At 69.5% G+C, this 14,941-nt stretch carries 15 protein-coding genes and 2 pseudogenes; 7 read left to right on the forward strand and 10 right to left on the reverse strand.

Features of this window, described 5'->3' with window-relative positions:
• Positions 1 to 407 precede the first annotated feature (407 nt).
• Both ACFWTC_RS36955 and ACFWTC_RS36960 read right to left on the reverse strand, forming a co-directional pair.
• Complete coding sequence (locus tag ACFWTC_RS36955) at positions 408 to 569, reverse strand: hypothetical protein (RefSeq protein WP_384030343.1); 162 nt, start codon at positions 567 to 569, stop codon at positions 408 to 410.
• A 289-nt stretch (positions 570 to 858) separates the two neighbouring features.
• Positions 859 to 1,707: a TIGR04222 domain-containing membrane protein gene (locus ACFWTC_RS36960; RefSeq protein ID WP_384075051.1), complete on the reverse strand. Its 849-nt coding sequence runs from the start codon at positions 1,705 to 1,707 to the stop codon at positions 859 to 861.
• A 388-nt stretch (positions 1,708 to 2,095) separates the two neighbouring features.
• Here ACFWTC_RS36960 and ACFWTC_RS36965 point away from each other — a divergent pair, with 388 nt between their 5' ends.
• Complete coding sequence (locus ACFWTC_RS36965) at positions 2,096 to 2,500, forward strand: preprotein translocase subunit TatB (protein WP_383927269.1); 405 nt, start codon at positions 2,096 to 2,098, stop codon at positions 2,498 to 2,500.
• Positions 2,501 to 2,789: 289 nt separating this feature from the next.
• Here ACFWTC_RS36965 and ACFWTC_RS36970 read toward each other — a convergent pair whose 3' ends face one another.
• The 4 genes from ACFWTC_RS36970 to ACFWTC_RS36985 form a co-directional block, all read right to left on the reverse strand.
• Entirely contained in the window at positions 2,790 to 3,206 is a 417-nt protein-coding gene (locus tag ACFWTC_RS36970) for a hypothetical protein (protein ID WP_384030337.1), read from the reverse strand.
• A 284-nt stretch (positions 3,207 to 3,490) separates the two neighbouring features.
• On the reverse strand, positions 3,491 to 3,757 hold the full coding sequence (locus tag ACFWTC_RS36975; protein ID WP_384030335.1) for a hypothetical protein: 267 nt from the start codon (positions 3,755 to 3,757) through the stop codon (positions 3,491 to 3,493).
• Between the two features lie 244 nt (positions 3,758 to 4,001).
• Positions 4,002 to 4,283, reverse strand: a complete 282-nt coding sequence (locus ACFWTC_RS36980) for a hypothetical protein (RefSeq protein WP_383927277.1) — start codon at positions 4,281 to 4,283, stop codon at positions 4,002 to 4,004.
• Between the two features lie 640 nt (positions 4,284 to 4,923).
• A complete protein-coding gene (locus ACFWTC_RS36985; protein WP_383927280.1) occupies positions 4,924 to 5,517 on the reverse strand; it encodes a hypothetical protein in 594 nt (197 codons plus the stop codon).
• Between the two features lie 343 nt (positions 5,518 to 5,860).
• On the opposite strand from ACFWTC_RS36985, the gene ACFWTC_RS36990 reads away from it, so the two are divergent.
• A complete protein-coding gene (locus tag ACFWTC_RS36990; protein WP_384030333.1) occupies positions 5,861 to 6,778 on the forward strand; it encodes a TIGR04222 domain-containing membrane protein in 918 nt (305 codons plus the stop codon).
• 533 nt (positions 6,779 to 7,311) lie between these two features.
• Here ACFWTC_RS36990 and ACFWTC_RS36995 read toward each other — a convergent pair.
• Both ACFWTC_RS36995 and ACFWTC_RS37000 read right to left on the reverse strand, forming a co-directional pair.
• Positions 7,312 to 8,526 carry a tetratricopeptide repeat protein gene (locus ACFWTC_RS36995; RefSeq protein WP_384030331.1) on the reverse strand — a complete coding sequence of 405 codons (1,215 nt, stop codon included), beginning with the start codon at positions 8,524 to 8,526 and terminating at the stop codon, positions 7,312 to 7,314.
• Positions 8,527 to 8,992: 466 nt separating this feature from the next.
• Positions 8,993 to 10,381, reverse strand: a complete 1,389-nt coding sequence (locus ACFWTC_RS37000) for an IS1380 family transposase (RefSeq protein ID WP_384030329.1) — start codon at positions 10,379 to 10,381, stop codon at positions 8,993 to 8,995.
• Between the two features lie 257 nt (positions 10,382 to 10,638).
• Between ACFWTC_RS37000 and ACFWTC_RS37005 the strand changes: the two genes are divergently transcribed.
• Both ACFWTC_RS37005 and ACFWTC_RS37010 read left to right on the forward strand, forming a co-directional pair.
• Positions 10,639 to 11,226 carry a TetR/AcrR family transcriptional regulator gene (locus tag ACFWTC_RS37005; RefSeq protein WP_384030327.1) on the forward strand — a complete coding sequence of 196 codons (588 nt, stop codon included), beginning with the start codon at positions 10,639 to 10,641 and terminating at the stop codon, positions 11,224 to 11,226.
• Between the two features lie 68 nt (positions 11,227 to 11,294).
• The gene (locus tag ACFWTC_RS37010) at positions 11,295 to 12,554 is read left to right on the forward strand and encodes an MFS transporter (protein ID WP_384030325.1); all 1,260 of its coding nucleotides are present in this window, start codon (positions 11,295 to 11,297) and stop codon (positions 12,552 to 12,554) included.
• 17 nt (positions 12,555 to 12,571) lie between these two features.
• Here ACFWTC_RS37010 and ACFWTC_RS37015 read toward each other — a convergent pair.
• Positions 12,572 to 12,767 (reverse strand): annotated as a pseudogene (locus ACFWTC_RS37015) (IS630 family transposase); the annotation flags it as partial.
• Between the two features lie 197 nt (positions 12,768 to 12,964).
• Between ACFWTC_RS37015 and ACFWTC_RS37020 the strand changes: the two are divergent.
• On the forward strand, positions 12,965 to 13,321 hold the full coding sequence (locus tag ACFWTC_RS37020) for a PRC-barrel domain-containing protein (protein ID WP_384030323.1): 357 nt from the start codon (positions 12,965 to 12,967) through the stop codon (positions 13,319 to 13,321).
• Positions 13,322 to 13,348: 27 nt separating this feature from the next.
• The gene (locus tag ACFWTC_RS37025) at positions 13,349 to 13,522 is read left to right on the forward strand and encodes a hypothetical protein (protein WP_384030321.1); all 174 of its coding nucleotides are present in this window, start codon (positions 13,349 to 13,351) and stop codon (positions 13,520 to 13,522) included.
• Between the two features lie 23 nt (positions 13,523 to 13,545).
• On the opposite strand, the gene ACFWTC_RS37030 is transcribed toward ACFWTC_RS37025, so the two are convergent.
• A complete protein-coding gene (locus ACFWTC_RS37030) occupies positions 13,546 to 13,935 on the reverse strand; it encodes an ATP-binding protein (RefSeq protein WP_384030319.1) in 390 nt (129 codons plus the stop codon).
• Positions 13,936 to 14,120: 185 nt separating this feature from the next.
• On the opposite strand from ACFWTC_RS37030, the pseudogene ACFWTC_RS37035 reads away from it, so the two are divergent.
• Positions 14,121 to 14,338: pseudogene (locus ACFWTC_RS37035) on the forward strand (MerR family transcriptional regulator); the annotation flags it as partial.
• Positions 14,339 to 14,941 lie beyond the last annotated feature (603 nt).

Here is a 14,941-nt window from a genome sequence, read left to right on the forward strand (position 1 = left end):
GACCGGCAGGTGTCCGGGACAACACGGCCCCCTCGCTCTGTGACCGGTGACCGTTGCGTGAGGGGTGCAGTGAGCCTGTACCCGTGTCCGTCAGGGTCCCAGCCACGCGACATCGCCGGTGGCGTCCGCGTCGAGCACCTGGCCCCCGCAGTACATCCTGACAATCAGGAGCCGAATGAGCATTCCTGACAAAGACGCGTGTCTCGCTGGTGGCGGCCACACTGCTTCGACCGGTCTCATTCACCAGCTCAACCGACTCTGCCAGTGACAATCACCGAGCTCAGGTTTTACCCGTTGAGCCGAAGCGTGAAAGGTGCCCTGCCGCGCCCGGGGTCTGTGCCCCGCGCCGGCTTTGCCACGGGACAGGGCCGCGCATGGCGCCGGTCCGGACCGGCTCCATGCGGGGACTACTTCGGGGTGACCCAGTCGTGTACGGCCTGGACGATCTCGATGATGCGGCGGACGTAGGGGGCGATGTCGGCGGGGCCGCCCGTGGCCCAACCCTGACCGGCCGATCCCGCCGCGCGGCCCGGCCCGGCGCCGGCTCCTGCGCCCGGCTGGGTACTCACGTGTTCTCCAACGCGCTTGGCCCGGGGAGGTCACCGGGCGCACATGATCCGCGGTGGTCGCGGCGGCTCCGTCGTACACGGCAGCGTGTCGCCGTCCCGGAAACGAACGGTTCCGGGACGGCGGCCCGCCACATGGCCCGGAGCACGGAAGCCGTCCCGGAACCGGCCGATGTGATGGAGCAGCGGGACGGGTATGTGGGACGTGCCGCCCCGATCGGACAGTTTCCGGCGCCTGTCGTGCGCGAAGTAGATGTCAGTGGTGCGCCAGCTCGAGCTTGACGACACACCCTCACAGGCCACCGAGGCCGGCACCGCCGCTGGGCTGGAAAGTCGAAGGCTCCGGGCGGCGCAGGGCCCGGGCGAGGTCTTCCGGCACGCCGGGCGCGCGAAGGCCCTCGGCGGCCACCTTGTGCAGCAACACCGCGTTCCGGCCCGTTGGCGGGGGCTGTTCCTGCAGCGCCCGGAGCCCGGCAGCGGTGCGCCCGGCCGGCGGCGGCTTCACCACGACGGGAAGTAGGACGCACGGAAACGCGGCTACGATGATCACCCCAGTTCGGTTCGTCTGGCCGGTGTGCCGCAGCTCCCACAGGACCGTCATGACCGCGAGGAGCACACCCGCCGCTCCGGCCACCAGGGCCACGGTCATGCTCCAGGAATCGACCCGCGCCAGCAGTCGGGGGGATGTGATCAGGCCGCTCCCGGCCAGGTCGTCGCCGACCCGCCGCACGGCCTCGCTCCGCTCGACCCGCCGCACGGCCTCGCTCCGCTCGACCCGCCGCACGGCCTCGCTCCGCTCGACCCGCCGCTCGACCCGCTGGGCCTCACCGGCCCGTCCCGGCAGGCAGGCGATCAGGGCGGCCGCCTCGACCAGGTGGGTCGGGGGAGGGGCGGTCGAGGCGGTGCGCACGATCCGGCCGTCCACCACGGCGATCCGGCCCGCGATATGCAGGGCCACGAGAGCGGTCTGCGCCGTCCAGTACGGCCCACCGCACAGGAACGCGTGCGGGTACACCCCCAGGACCGGCGGCTTCGCGGGCGGCACGGCCCGGTACCGGCGTAACCGCAGCAGGGCCAATCCCCAGCCGACTAAGGCGGCCCCCATCAAAACCCACGCGCCGACGGCCAGTCCAAGCCACATGCGCCCACCCCCGGTCGCATTGTCCACCCGGAGCGGGGCCGAGCACAGGTTTCCGGACGTGGTTGAAGCATGGAGTGCGGCCGGTATACGCCGGGTGCTGCGCCGTCTCCTTCCGGTCTGGACCTGCGCTGCAGGCACGAGGAGCAGCTCCCGACCGTCTGACGACCCAGACCGAAAGGTGACCACAAGTATCCGTGACGTTACAGAGTGCCAAGGCTGTGGCCTGCGGACCTTGCGTGCCGGGACGGCTGCGGGCCCGTCGTGGCGGCGCCGGGCCGGATAGCCCCTTGGACTATGCCTGGGGCCCCAGAAGACTTGCCGTCGTCCCGCAGGAACCCCGTCCACCAGGGCCCGTCCGGGCCCTGGTGGGCCATCGAAGGAGATGACTGTGAAGCTTGCCCGTTTCGCGACCGCGACCGCTCTCGCCGCGGCCCTGGCCGGTGCGGCCGTCGCGCCGGCAGCGGCCCAGCCGACCAGCACCACGCACCCGTACTCCTGCTCCAACGTGGGTGGCGGTCCCAACCACACCGTCAACTGCTCCGGTCTGATCACGGTGAACAACGTCCTCAACGGCACCACCGTGAACATCGGAGACCTCAACGTCCTGAACGGCACCCAGATCAACGACCTTCAGGTGGCCCTGGCCAACGTCGCCGACAACAACGTCAACGCCCCGGTCACCGTGCAGCTCCTGAAGCTGGAGACCGCCGCGATCTCCACGTACCTGTCGAAGTTCGGCATCACCGTCCTGCCGGTCAACGTCGGCGTCTGCGCGGGCAGCATCTGCGTCTGAATCTGATCGGCCCGGCATCTCCGGCGGGGCGGGCTCCCCTCTGCCCGCCCCGCCGAAGGCCAGAGCCGGCCCCGCCTGGATGCCGTCACAGCTGGACTCGGGGCCCAGCAGCACGTACATCGAATCCCGCGACTCTTGGTCGGCGAGGGCTGGCCCCGAAGCGGGCACGGTGTACGACGCTCGGAGCCGCCCGGCACGGGTGCCGCCGAAGGGTGGTCGCCTCATCCGCATCATTCCTGCTCTGGGCAAGATCAATTTGAAGACGCACCCTAGACGACAGCCCAGTGGCTCAGCGGTCGAACCAGGCGCGGCCGTCCTCCGAGGCGAAAACCGCAATGACCGCTACAGCCAACGCGATCCCAGGCACAGATGTCAGGCCGCCGCCGGAGAAGAGGGTGACCAGCCCACTCAATACGACCAGAACCTCTACCGTGATCACGACGGGGCGCACCCAGGCGTAGCGGCCCAGGGTGAGAAAGCCTGAGACGATCAGCACTCCCGCGACGGCCAGCGACACCAGGGCAAGGGCGCGCAGCAGGCCGGTGCCTTCCTCCTGGCCGTGGTCGACCTGGTCGGCCACGAGGGAGAGAATCAGCACCGCACCCGCAGCGTTGAGCAGGCCCTGAAGCCACACCCCTGCCACGGCGAACTTGATCCGTCCCGGCATCCGCCGCCCGGACGCCGCAGTCACCTCATTGCTACCCATAATGTGCCCCCCCTGTAGTGCTTACAGCGTGGGCGCCGCCCGTGACCGCGTCAAGAAGAAGGAAGCCTTCCGTTACGGGGTGATGACCCTGTGTGCGAACCCTCGGATCGTGAGCAGCCGCGATGTTCTTCAAGGACGCCAGCCCTGCGCCTGGTCTCATGCCGGCTCAACGCCGTGCTTGCGGGGCTCCGTCAGGTGTCCCTCGCGCTCGAAGTACTGGGCGGCGGTGAGGTGCATCGCCCCTGACGGTTACCGGCCCGCATCGCCCCACCGGTGTACTTGGGTCAGGGAGTGTCGCCGAGCCACAGGAACGGGCCTTGGGGATCAGCCTCGATGGGGGAGTAGAGTGCCCGGCCGCCGGCTCCGTACAAGCCCCGGTCCGTGATCAGGAGCGCACCTTCCGCCAGCTGCTCACAGGACCAGCCGGCGACGTCGAGAACCTGCCCGTCGAGAGGGCCGCCCACCAGGTCCACGTACGTGTGCCCCGGGGCCGGCCCGCACCGCTCGTCATCGTCGCTGCCGTACACCCGTCGCACATTTATCCCGCTCATCCCACCAGCCTGCCCCCGCACCCGCCCTGGTTACCCGGCAAACGAGTGAACGAGCGGACGGGATTCAGACCGATGCCGCACTGATGACGGAACTTGGACAGGCCGTGCAGACGGATAGGCGCTGGACGAGCCGAGCCCCGGTGGGCGGCGCCGATGGGACAGGTCCGGCGACACACCCTGAGTGCCCACAGCGATGGGTCGCACGGAAGAGTCCGTGTGACCGGTCGCTGTCTGCCCCGGCAGTTCACCGGCCGGGGTGGTGACGTGCTTTCGACGCGAGGAGCAGGGCGCTGGGCGCCGCCCGCCCGCGTTGGGCGGCGGTGGTGTCGGCGATGCGCAGAAGGTCGCCGACGACCGTACGGACGCTCTCAGCCCAGCCGTTCTCGAAGCGCGGCTCGGAGCCGTGCGGGGCGCTGCTCTCGGAGATCCATGTGTACGCCCTGGCGGCGGCCCCGGCCTCCAGCTGCGACACGAGCTCGTCGGCCTGCGCGGGCGGGACCCCGACGGCGGCCAGGGCCGCGAACACCGTGAACCCCGCGGTCGTCGCCTCGTGCCGGTGCCGGCCGAACGCGGGCCAGCTTCTGGCCGTACGCGTCCGCGTTGTACATTCCGGTGCTCACGCTGCGCATCCCTCGGCGGCCGCGGTGACGACGATGCCCAGAGACACTGTCATCTGGTGAGAGATGCGCAGCTCCGTGCCGGCGGAGCCGGCTCCGGCCGCCAGTGGTAGGACCGCCGCCTCTCGCGCGGGCACGCGGGCGTGGCTACGCGTCGGCCCCGGATTCGCGGGGCCGGCCGGGTGCGTAGAACGCGAAGTTCGCACAGGCGGCCGGGCGCGTATCCGGTGGCGTGTCCGGTCGTTGAAGGGCCGGGAATGCACACCGCCTCCGGCTGGCCCTGACCGTTCTCCTGGGCCTGCCCGGGGGCGGCCCCGGGTCCTGAGACCTGACGTGCTCCGCCCCCACCGGATCTGCACCGGGGGGTGGCCCCCGCCGCGCGCGGTGGTGTCAGCGTCAGGTGTCAGGACCAGCCGCGCAAGCCGCCCGGATCCCCAGCCGTTCACCTTGTATGACGGGCACTATGGCCGCGTCGCCTTCTGCGGCGGGGCGGCTCGACCGGCGAGCGCGTTCCTGTGAGCCGGCTGGCCGTTTTCCCTATTAGTCGAGTCACTCGTACGTGAAGACCGCCGCGCCGGCGGCGGGAAGCAGGGTGAGTACGAGCACGAAGACCAGGAATGTCGTAGCCAGACCGCTGCCGGGGGCCTCGGGGCGGCCGCCGAACCGGGTCGGGATCCGGCCGCCCGGGTCCCAGGTGACCTGCATGGACTCCCCGAGCCGCGGCACCGGGGCACCCTTGAGTTCGAGGCTCGTGCATCCGCCGCCGGGGAGCCGCACGACGATCGCCGTGACCTGGTTCTTGACCCCGCCGAACGGGTCCGAGGTGCGGACCAGCTGCGCGACCACGGCCTGTTCGCTCACGCCCTGGTCGTGCATCCGCTGGTCGTCCCGCATGTCCCCCTGAACGTTGACGAGCCCCAGCCACGCCAGGCTCAGGACGACCATGAACACCGCGCCGGCCACGCCGATGTCCTCGCCCGACTTGATGCACAGGATGGCAATCGCCCAGTGGAGCGCCAGTACGGCGAGGGCCAGCAGTAACGTCCACGGGTTGTTGGGCGGACTCTCCCAGACGGTCCGTGCCGCGAAGTAGGACCCGGCCGGAATCCCCACCAGTACCGCACCCGACGCAGCGACACGCACCCCGAACACCGCCATGAGCCGGCCCCCCTGCCCGAACGGCTGCCCCCTGCACGCCGTACCGCATGGGTACCCGGCCCGGGCGGGGAGGAATCCGCCGGAACTCGAGACGGCCCCGCCCACGGGCACGCTTGTGGCACTGCGTCCACAGTGTCCGGACCGCTTCCCGCTCCGTCGGCACTGCGGCCCCTACGTCCGAGGACGGTGATCACCGGTGGGACGTCGGCGACGGTCCGTTCCCCGTCCGTACGGGCTCTTGCCCCGGCCCCCCGGGAGGCTCCAGACTCGGACGGGGGCGCGGGATGTTCGTCGGGGGCAGCCGCACGGAGTCCACGGGGGGGCAGCCATGTGGGTCTTCTTCTTCCTCGGGACCGCGGTGCCGGTCCTCGCCGTCACCCTTGTACGGGTGTGCCTGACAAGGGACCGGACGCGGTCCACGGACACGGCCCCGCTCGGCCTGTACGAGGCGGCGCACCTCCACGGAGGCCGCCCGCGCGTCGCCGAAACCGCCGTCACCGCAGCGTATGCGGCGGGCCTGGTGGTGGTCCGGGACACCGGCCGGGCCCCGGGAATCGGCCTGCCGGACGGCGACGGCCTGCCGGACAGCGAGCCGCCGGCGGACCCGGTACAGGCGGCCGTGGTCGAGGCTCTCGCCGACGGTCCCCGCCCGCTGGAGCAACTCCGGGACCTCACCGCCGGCTCCGCCGCCGCCATCGATATCGAGCGGTCCCTGGCAGCCCGCGGCCTGGCCGTCGGCCCCGGGCTGCTGCGGCGGGCCTGGCACACCGTACCGGTCCAGCCGGTCGTCCTCGGGTTCGGTTTCCTGGCGGGCGTCGCCGCCATCGTGGCGGACAACGTCAGCGGGGAGGGCACCGGCCGACGGCCCGCGGTCGCCTTTCTCCTGCTCGCCCTGGTGACGGGGCTGATCAGTATGTTCGCCGGACCGCCAACACGGGACCGGTACGCCACGACGGCGGGCCGACAGCGCAGGGACGAGGCCCGCGCCGACGGGAGCTGGCGGCCATCACCGGCCCCGGCGGCGACGGCCCCGGACGATGAGGAGACAGCGCGGACGCTCCGCGCGGTCGCCCTGGACGGGATCGGCGCGGCCAGCGGACCGGCCGCCCTGGCCGCACTGAAGTCCTCGCCCGCACGCCCCCGCAGCCACACGGGCGGCGGCAACGCGGCGGCCCCCGGGCTGGGCGGCGCGTGCGGGAGCGGAGGCGGCTGCGGAGGTGGAGGCGGTTGCGGAGGCGGCCTGTGACGAGCGGAGGCCGAGGACCGAAGACCGGCCGCACCCCTGACTGCGCACCGACAGCGTCGAGGCGGCGTCCAGGGAGAAGTGCGACCGGATCGTGAAGCCGGTCGGCTACCGGATCCAGGTGCGTGTCCCCATCGCCCTGGGCGCGTTACGCGAAGTGCCGCGGCTGGTACTCCTTCTGGGGATTGGTCGCGTGGCAGGGGGCTGGACGGACACGGGTACGGCTCCCTGCACCCCTACCCACCGGCCGCAGAGCGGCGGGGCTGGGCTGTCCCGGACACTGGCCGGTCTGCTTGCATCGGCGGGCCGCCGCCCCCTTCCGGCCCTGGTGCGGGCGTGCGGCGGGGGAGTGAGACCGGGCAGAGCGGCGGCGCTGGGGCGGGTCCGGCCGGAGCCCCTTCGGCCGCTTGCGGATGGGTCAGCGACGCATGCGCAGGGTTCCGTAGCGGCCGGCGACGGCGGTGATGACGCCGGCGAAGCCGGTTTCGCCGACGGTGAGGTAGATGACGGCGCAGGTGGCGAGTAGGGCGGAGTCGCTACCGGTCGCTGGGCGGCGGCGTCATCGCCCTCAGCCGGCCTTCCAGGGCCTGGTACTCCGTGAGGACGGGGGCGTACAGCTGTGGGATCTCGTCCGCGAGTTCACGCATGAGGCCGACTGCCTCCGTGACGGCGGTCAGAGCCTCGGCGAGGTCGATCGCGGCTTCGGCCCGTATCCGGGCGTGGAACGTCAGTGCCAGGGCGAGGTCGCCCCGTCGTGCCACGGGATTGATCGCGGCCTGCTCCCGTGCCATCGCCAGGGCCCTGGGGGTGATCTCTGTCGCTTCCCCGAGCCGTCCCAGGTCGGCCAGCGCCGCCGCGAGCCGGGACAGCGCGTCGGCGTAGAGCGCGCCGTGGACTCCGGGTTCGGCCTGGTCCAGCTCGTGGAGGATGGCGACCGACTCCTGGGCGGCGGCCAGCGCCTCCGCCCGGCTGAAGTGCATCTGGGCCACGTTGTTGAGTCCCATCGCCAGATCCCTGCGGTGCATCGCCGGGTTGGCCTGCGCCAGATGGCGGTAGCGCGTCACGGCCTCCTGGGCGCTCCTCAGTGCCCGCCGCTTCTGTTTCCGTGCCGACTGTCGGACGGCCAGGTTGTTCACCGCTTGGGCGAGGCCTGGGGCGTGGGCGGCCGAGTCCGCCGAGGGCAGTCGCCGGTACAGGGCGACGGACTCCTTGGTGACCTTCAGCGCCTCGGCGTGCTGTCCGAGCCGGGACAGCACCACGCCGAGCTGGCTGAGAGTGCAGCCGAGCTGCGGGCGGTAGGAGGCGTCCACACGGGCCAGTTCGCGGTAGAGGCCGACGGACTCCCGGGTCACGGCGACCGCCTCCCGCGGACGCCCTAGTCCCCACATGGCCATGCCGAGGGCCAGCAGGGTCGCGCCCAGCGGCGCGGCGAAGTGCCCGTCGGCCCACTGCCCGCGGCCCAGGTCGACGGCTTCTGAGGCGGTGTGCAGGCACTCCTCCCAGCGGCCCAGCTTCGCCAGCGCCTGGCAGCGGAAGAGCAGGACGTAGGCGAGTGAGGCGGCCGGGTTCAGGGCGTCATCCGGGCTGCCGGTCCGGGCACCGGTGATCCGTTCCCGCAAGAGCCGCGCGGCACGGTCCGTCGCCGCCAGGGCCTCCTCGTACCGTCCGGATGTGACCAGCCTGCCGCTCAGTTCGAAGGCCGACCGGGCGGGGTCGGGCAGCTGGTCGGCCTGTGGCGTCTCGTCGGGCATGGCGGTCCCTCCGGCTCGGGGAGGGCAGGGGGGATGCCCGACCCGCCGTTCGGAGCTGGAATCTGACATGCCGACGGCTTCTCCCCCGCGCCGGACGACCCCGTCATTATGCCCGCGGGAGGCGCTCCCGGACCGGGGAACGGCCGTCTCCGTCCGCTCCCGGCCACGAGCCGCCGATCCGGCGGCGGCGGCGGTGGCTGCGGCGGGTACAACCGTACGCACGTCTCCCGGGCGCTGGCCCTTGTGTGCGATATCTCGTGGGTTCGCATCGCGTGTTGCTTTTTTCCCTCTGAGCCCTCCGCTGGGCCCGGATCCACCGGCTTGATTCCCGGTTGATCGTTTCGGGGTCGCGCAGGTTATGTCGGGGCTGAGTTGCGGATTCGGGCATGGGGTGGCCGCTGGTCTACCCAGCTCTTCCACTTTGTCCACAGGTCTCGGCCCTTTCGGGCGGGTCGGTCAGGGAGCGTCAGAGGGCTGGCGGTGCATGCACCGTGCTGAACAACTGGGCGAAGTCCTCACTCCAGGGCCAGTGTTGGGGCAGGTGGAGGGTGAGGCGGCGGGCGGAGCGGGCCAGGCGGGCGGGCACGTTGATGAGGTGGTCACGGATGGTGGCGGTGGTCGCTCTGGCATGGAATGTTCCGGCCAGGGTGCCGGCGGCGCGGGTGAGGTTGTGCGCCAGTGCTGCCAGGGCGAGCCACGCTGCATTGGCCTGGAAATGGCCGGATGGCGCGTGGGCGAAGGCGCTGTTCTTGACATCCGCGATCACCTGCTCGACGACGGCGTGACGACGGTGGTCACGCTCGGCGTCCTTCAAGGAGAGCGGGGAGTCGGTGAACGCGGCGTGGTAGCGCCAGGTGTCGAAGAGCGTGCCCTGCCCCGCGGGGACGGTGCCAGTGCCCAGGCGTTTGACGCGGCGCACGATGAGACGGGCGGTGACCTGCTGTTTCTTCGGCTTGGAAGTGAACGCGGTGTAGGGGACCTCGGCTATCTCGGCGTCTGAGGTCCAGCACTGGCCTTCCTCGTCCCAGACCGCCTTGGGGTACTTGATCGGCGTCCAGGAGTCCTCGCCGATGCGGGCGATCGCGGCCTTGACGGAGGCGTTCATCCGGACGGTGACGGAGAACCGCGCGCCCAGGGCCCGGCAGGAGTTGATGACGTCGGCGCCGTAGAACGCGGAGTCCGCCCGCATCACCAGCAGGCCACTGGCGCCGCAGGCGCGGGCGGTACGGATGGTCTCGGCGACGAACGCCGCCGCGCCGCGTGCGGAGTTCGACGGTCCTTTGCGCAGCCTGGTGGCGGTGATCACCGGGGCGGACAGGGGCGTGGAGACGATGCCGAGCAGCGCGTTGAGGCCCTTGACCTTGCTGTATCCGTAACCTGCGCCCTGTTTGGCGTAGCCGTGGGTGCGGCGGATGGTGTCGTCGATGTCCACGTAGGCGATCTGGTCCGCGCCGGGCAGCAGTGGGGTATGACGGGCCAGTGCGGGCAGGAACCGGCGGGCCACGGCGTGCGGTTGCCTCACATGCCCGTGTGTGAAGGAGCGCAGAAACGATCCCAGCGTGGACGGGGCCCGGACCCCGGCGAACAGGCGGCCCATCGCGCCGTGCCGCAGGCGGTCCATGTCGTCGATGCTGTCGGCACCCGCGGCGATGCCGCCCACCAGCGACATCAGTTTCGCGGCGGGGAAGGCGCCGGTGCCGTCCTTCGATGCGGGCAGCCTGATGAACTCGTCGGCCAGAGCTGGCAGACCGCACCGCTCGGCCAGCCGCACCACCGGCTCCAGCCCGCCGTACGCGATCAGGTTCCGGTCATCGAACGCGGATGAGACAGCCGTCGCGGCATGGGAAGATTGCATCTCGGAAGTGCCTTGCTGATCGTGCCTGATGTGGTCCTAGAGAAACCCCATCATCGCAGGTCACAAGGCACTTCTTCGTTTCCGGAGAAACTATCCACAGGCATCAAGCCGGTGGATCCGGGCTGAGACGGCAGGGTCGACGAACAGCGCGCGAGGTCGAGCTCCTCTCGCATGAGGGGATAACTGGGCCGATCTCAGATGGTTATGTACTCTCAAATCCATAACCTGCTAGGGTTGTTCGCATGGCTAGACCGCGCATGTTCAATGAGACCGCCGTGCTCGATGCTGCCGCCGCGCAGTTCCGGGTGCATGGCTTCGCGGGCACTTCAACCGAGCAGCTGTGCGAGGCGGCCGGGGTGCGGCGTAGCAGCCTCTACAACACCTTCATCTCCAAGGATGAGTTGTTCGTGCGCGCCTTGGAGCGCTACGTGGGCTCGATCCGCGAACGTCAGACCGCGATCCTCGCCAGCTCCGACTTTCGTGGTGGCGACCGGCTTCGCGCGCTTCTTGACGTGGTGATTGCCGAGGAGCGGGAGGCTCGGAGCGAGGATCATGCGGCCGGCTGCATGGTCGTCCACGCCTTCATGAATCCTGATCTGCGCGAGCGTGATGAGCGGATCGCCCGCATTCTCGACCGTGACTTGCGTGAACGCCTGGCACTTCTTGGCGACGCCATCCGGGCGGGGCAGCTAGATGGAAGCATCTCGCCGGACGCCGACCCGGAACGCGGCGCGCTGGTCGTGACCACGGTCGTCTCCGGTCTGCGGGTGACCGCGCAGGCCGGTGTCGATCTCGAAACTCTGCGCCAGGTCGCCCTCGACGGGCTGCGCTCCCTGCTCGCCTGAGTGAACACACCGCAACGGCGAGCTTAGCCATGCCTTCATTTTGGATATCAAAGTACAGAAAGGTTGGTATGTTGACCACCCCTACTCCGGCCGCGACGAAAGCGGTCCCGCCTGCGGTGTACGTTCTCGCCGCTGGCGTCTTCGCGATGGTCACCAGCGAGTTCTCCGTCGCCGGCCTCATGCCCCAGCTCGCCGAAGGGCTCGGTGCGGGGATTGAACAGATCGGCTACCTCGTCACGATCTTCGCCGTCGCGATGACTGTCGGCGGACCGATTCTCACATTCGCCCTGCTACGCATTCCGCCAAGAACTGCTCTTATGCTCATCTTCGCCGTGTTCCTGGTCGGCAACCTCATTGCCGCGCTGGCCACGAGCTACCCGATGATGGTGATCGCCCGGATCGTCAGCGGGGTGGCAGCGCAGGCCTTCTTCGGCATCTCCGTGTCCATGAGCGTCCGTTTGGTCGATGAGCGGATACGCGGCCGTGCGGTCGCGGTTGTGATGAACGGACTGATGCTCGGGACCCTGCTCGGCCTGCCCTTGGCGACGTTCATCGGTGGCCGGCTCGGCTGGCAGTCCGCGTTCTGGGCGATCGCCCTGACAACCCTGGTCGCTGCCGCTCTGACCCTGCGGGTCGTGCGTAACCCTGCCGCACCAGCCGACGACCACACCCGGACCCGGGCGTCGACCGCTTCGGAGTTCGCGGTGCTGCGCAGGCCGCATTTCCTGCTTGCGCTCATCTCCAGCACCCTCATCATCGGGGCGACTTTCTCGGCTTTCAGCTTCTTCACTCCGATCCTCACTCAGGTCACCGGTTTCTCCGAAGGCACTGTGCCCTTGCTCCTGCTCGCTTACGGTGCCACGACCCTGATCGGGAACATCATCGTGGGACGCCTGGCGGACCGGCACACCATCTCCACGCTCCTGGTCGGTACCGGCCTCAACGTGCTCTTCCTGTCCGGGTTCGCGCTCTTCACCGACGCACCACCACTGGCGCTGGCATTCATGATGGGTATTGGCCTGGTGGGGGTGACGATGAACCCGGCGATGGCCGTTCGCGTTCAGCGAGCCGGTAGCAGCGCGCCACTGGTGAACACCGTGCACGCCTCGTTCATCACCCTCGGAGTCATCATCGGCTCAGCCGTCGGTTCGGCACTGATCCCGCAGTTCGGCCTCCGCGTACCGATCATCCTCGGCATCGGCCTGGCTCTTCTCGCGATCCTCGCGATCTTGCCAGCCCTCGCCAGCCCGTATCTGCGCAACGGCACCCGCATCGAGGAGCCCGCCGAGAACCAGCAAAAGCAGGCGGCATACGAATCGAGTAGCTGACGCCCCGCGACTATTGATCAGAAACTCATGGGGTTATCGTCCAGGACGTAGCGGACGTGCGGGCCGCCGAAGTAGCCGCGGACGATGTGGGGCTGACTTGCCGTCGTCGGAAGAAGCGGCGGGTCTCGGCGGCGAGTTCGGCCTGGTCCCGGGCTCGGTGTGTCTGGGCAGGCTGTGCTTGAGGTCGGCGTTGACCAGCTCGTCGGGGTTGAGGGTCACAGGCCGGCCGTGGGAACCTCATCGAGGTGGAAGCGGTGAGTGCGGGACACGGCACACCTCCCAGACTTCCGAGGGCGGTGCCTGCCTTCAGCGTAGGCGGTATCACGACAGCATGGCCCTATACCGGATAGAACCGCCTAAACTCTGAGAAGGGCACCGATCGGGTACACCGCCGTGCGAAGGGACCCGGGATGATCCAGATCGCGGATATCCGTGAGTGGCGGATCCACGACGTCGTCGACGCGGGCGGCCACAAGATCGGCACGATGGAAGCCGTCTACGTGGACACCAGCACCGACGAGCCGGCCATGGCCACCGTCCAGGTCGGCGTGCCCACTCGCCACCACCTGGTCTTCGTCCCCTTGGCCGGCGCGATCGCGGGCCCCGGGTACGTCAAAGTCGATTACGACAAGTCGCTGGTGAAAAAGTGCCCGTCGATCGGCACGGACAACGTCCTGCCCGCCGAGGACGAAGCGGCGGTCTTCGCGCACTACGGCCTGCCCTACCAGCCCGGCGCGAACGGTGAGCGGCAGCTCGCCCGCCGCTGAACGGCCCATCCAGGAGGTGCCTGACCCATGACGCTCTTCCTCATCCTCGTGATCGCGGCGATCATCCTGGGCATCATCGGCGCCGTCGCCGAAGGACTGCTCTACCTGCTGCTCATCGGCATCGCGGTGTTCGCCGCCGCCCTGGTCTACCTGGTCATGCACCTGCGGCGCTCCGGCCGCCACCGCCATCCGCTCCGCTGACCAGCTGCGCCGGCGCCCTGGCGCTATCGATCGAGTAGTGCGCTCACGGTCTTGCCGCCGTTCGCCTGGCGGGTGACGGCGGTGGTGTGGGCGAGGCGGTTGACCATGGGCCAGCCGAAGCCTCCGGTGCCGCCGTTCAGGTCGGGGGTGCGCATGCGCGGGGCCCGCGGGCTGTTGTCGTGGACGGCCACTTCGATGCTGTCGGGGTGCGCGGTCAGGTCCATGGTGCAGGTGCCGCTGCCGTGGCGCAGGGCGTTGGTGACGAGCTCCGAGACGACCAGGACCACCGTGTCGGCGGCCTCAGACGCGAGCGCCGGCACGAGCCCTTCGAGAAAGTCCCAGGCACTGTCGCGTGCGCCGGCTACGGATGTCGCCGAGCGGAGGGTTGCGACTTTGACGCTCGTCATATCCATCAGGTAACCCCGTCTCTGGATCGTCGATGTCAGGTCCTGTCTGCCCCGGGGCTTGTGCCCCGGCTACGGCCCATTACCCGGCTTGCTCCGGCACCTATCACTGTTCGAGGGTGACTACCTCACTGTCGAACACCCCTGGCGCCATAGGCGCCAGGGCCCCTCCACGTGTTCCACAGAGAGGTGCGATGACGGCAGACGACTCGTTCGGCCGTCTCGACGACAATGACTTTCCCGCCTACACCCATGGGCCGGGCCGCCGAGATTCTCGGCACCACCCAGGGCTTCCTCCGCGCCATCGGCGAGGCCCGCCTGATCACCCCGCTGCGCTCCGCGCGGCGGGCACTGCCGCTACTCCCGCTACCAGCTGCGCATCGCCGCTCGCGCCCGGGAACTCGTCGACCAGGCGCTCACTCTGGGACAACGACTCAGACGCCACAGCAACCCCTTTCAGGGATGAGACGCCCCCAACCCGGACAGGGTCGAGGTACCCCCTGACCCTCCCAAATCGGCAACCTGTGGTGACAGTCCGTTTACGGACAGTTCGGTACCCGGCATCCCAAGCCATCGCGAAACGACACCTGTACGCACCCAGAAACCTGAAACCTGCTCCGTCAAGCACCCCTGCGCCGATGCACCAAGGCCGGCTCGACGCCGAGTGCCGAGAGCCACTGACCTGTGGCGGCCCATGTTCGCTGTCACAAATGACGTTGTCCCAGTTTCGGTGACAACCGTCCCCACTTCGCTGGCACAGGTCAGTGACGCGGCCCGATCGCTGCAACACCCCAGCTGTCCCGTCTCCAGCGACCTGGTCCGCGTCTCAGGTGATCTGGTCCGATTCACTTCTGGTCTCAGGCGATGTGGTTCGCCGACGTGTTTGCGACGGGCTGTCGCTCGTTGGGGTGACGCTATTGCTGAAGTTCCCCCTGCGGCCTGGACAGCCTGATACTGGGATGGACGGTCCCGGAGGAAGCAGTTCCAGGTAGTGAGCAAGAAGAGCAACACGAGT

It is taken from the genome of Streptomyces sp. NPDC058619 (assembly GCF_042717785.1).
Lineage (GTDB): Bacteria > Actinomycetota > Actinomycetes > Streptomycetales > Streptomycetaceae > Streptomyces.

Coding starts and splice junctions, on each gene's coding strand:
- ACFWTC_RS36960 (WP_384075051.1), bottom strand. CDS start 1,707: ATGTGGCTTGGACTGGCCGTCGGCGCGTGGGTTTTGATGGGGGCCGCC.
- ACFWTC_RS36970 (WP_384030337.1), bottom strand. CDS start 3,206: ATGGGTAGCAATGAGGTGACTGCGGCGTCCGGGCGGCGGATGCCGGGA.
- ACFWTC_RS36975 (WP_384030335.1), bottom strand. CDS start 3,757: ATGAGCGGGATAAATGTGCGACGGGTGTACGGCAGCGACGATGACGAG.
- ACFWTC_RS36990 (WP_384030333.1), top strand. CDS start 5,861: ATGTGGGTCTTCTTCTTCCTCGGGACCGCGGTGCCGGTCCTCGCCGTC.
- ACFWTC_RS36995 (WP_384030331.1), bottom strand. CDS start 8,526: ATGCCCGACGAGACGCCACAGGCCGACCAGCTGCCCGACCCCGCCCGG.
- ACFWTC_RS37000 (WP_384030329.1), bottom strand. CDS start 10,381: ATGCAATCTTCCCATGCCGCGACGGCTGTCTCATCCGCGTTCGATGAC.
- ACFWTC_RS37005 (WP_384030327.1), top strand. CDS start 10,639: ATGTTCAATGAGACCGCCGTGCTCGATGCTGCCGCCGCGCAGTTCCGG.
- ACFWTC_RS37010 (WP_384030325.1), top strand. CDS start 11,295: ATGTTGACCACCCCTACTCCGGCCGCGACGAAAGCGGTCCCGCCTGCG.
- ACFWTC_RS37020 (WP_384030323.1), top strand. CDS start 12,965: ATGATCCAGATCGCGGATATCCGTGAGTGGCGGATCCACGACGTCGTC.
- ACFWTC_RS37025 (WP_384030321.1), top strand. CDS start 13,349: ATGACGCTCTTCCTCATCCTCGTGATCGCGGCGATCATCCTGGGCATC.
- ACFWTC_RS37030 (WP_384030319.1), bottom strand. CDS start 13,935: ATGGATATGACGAGCGTCAAAGTCGCAACCCTCCGCTCGGCGACATCC.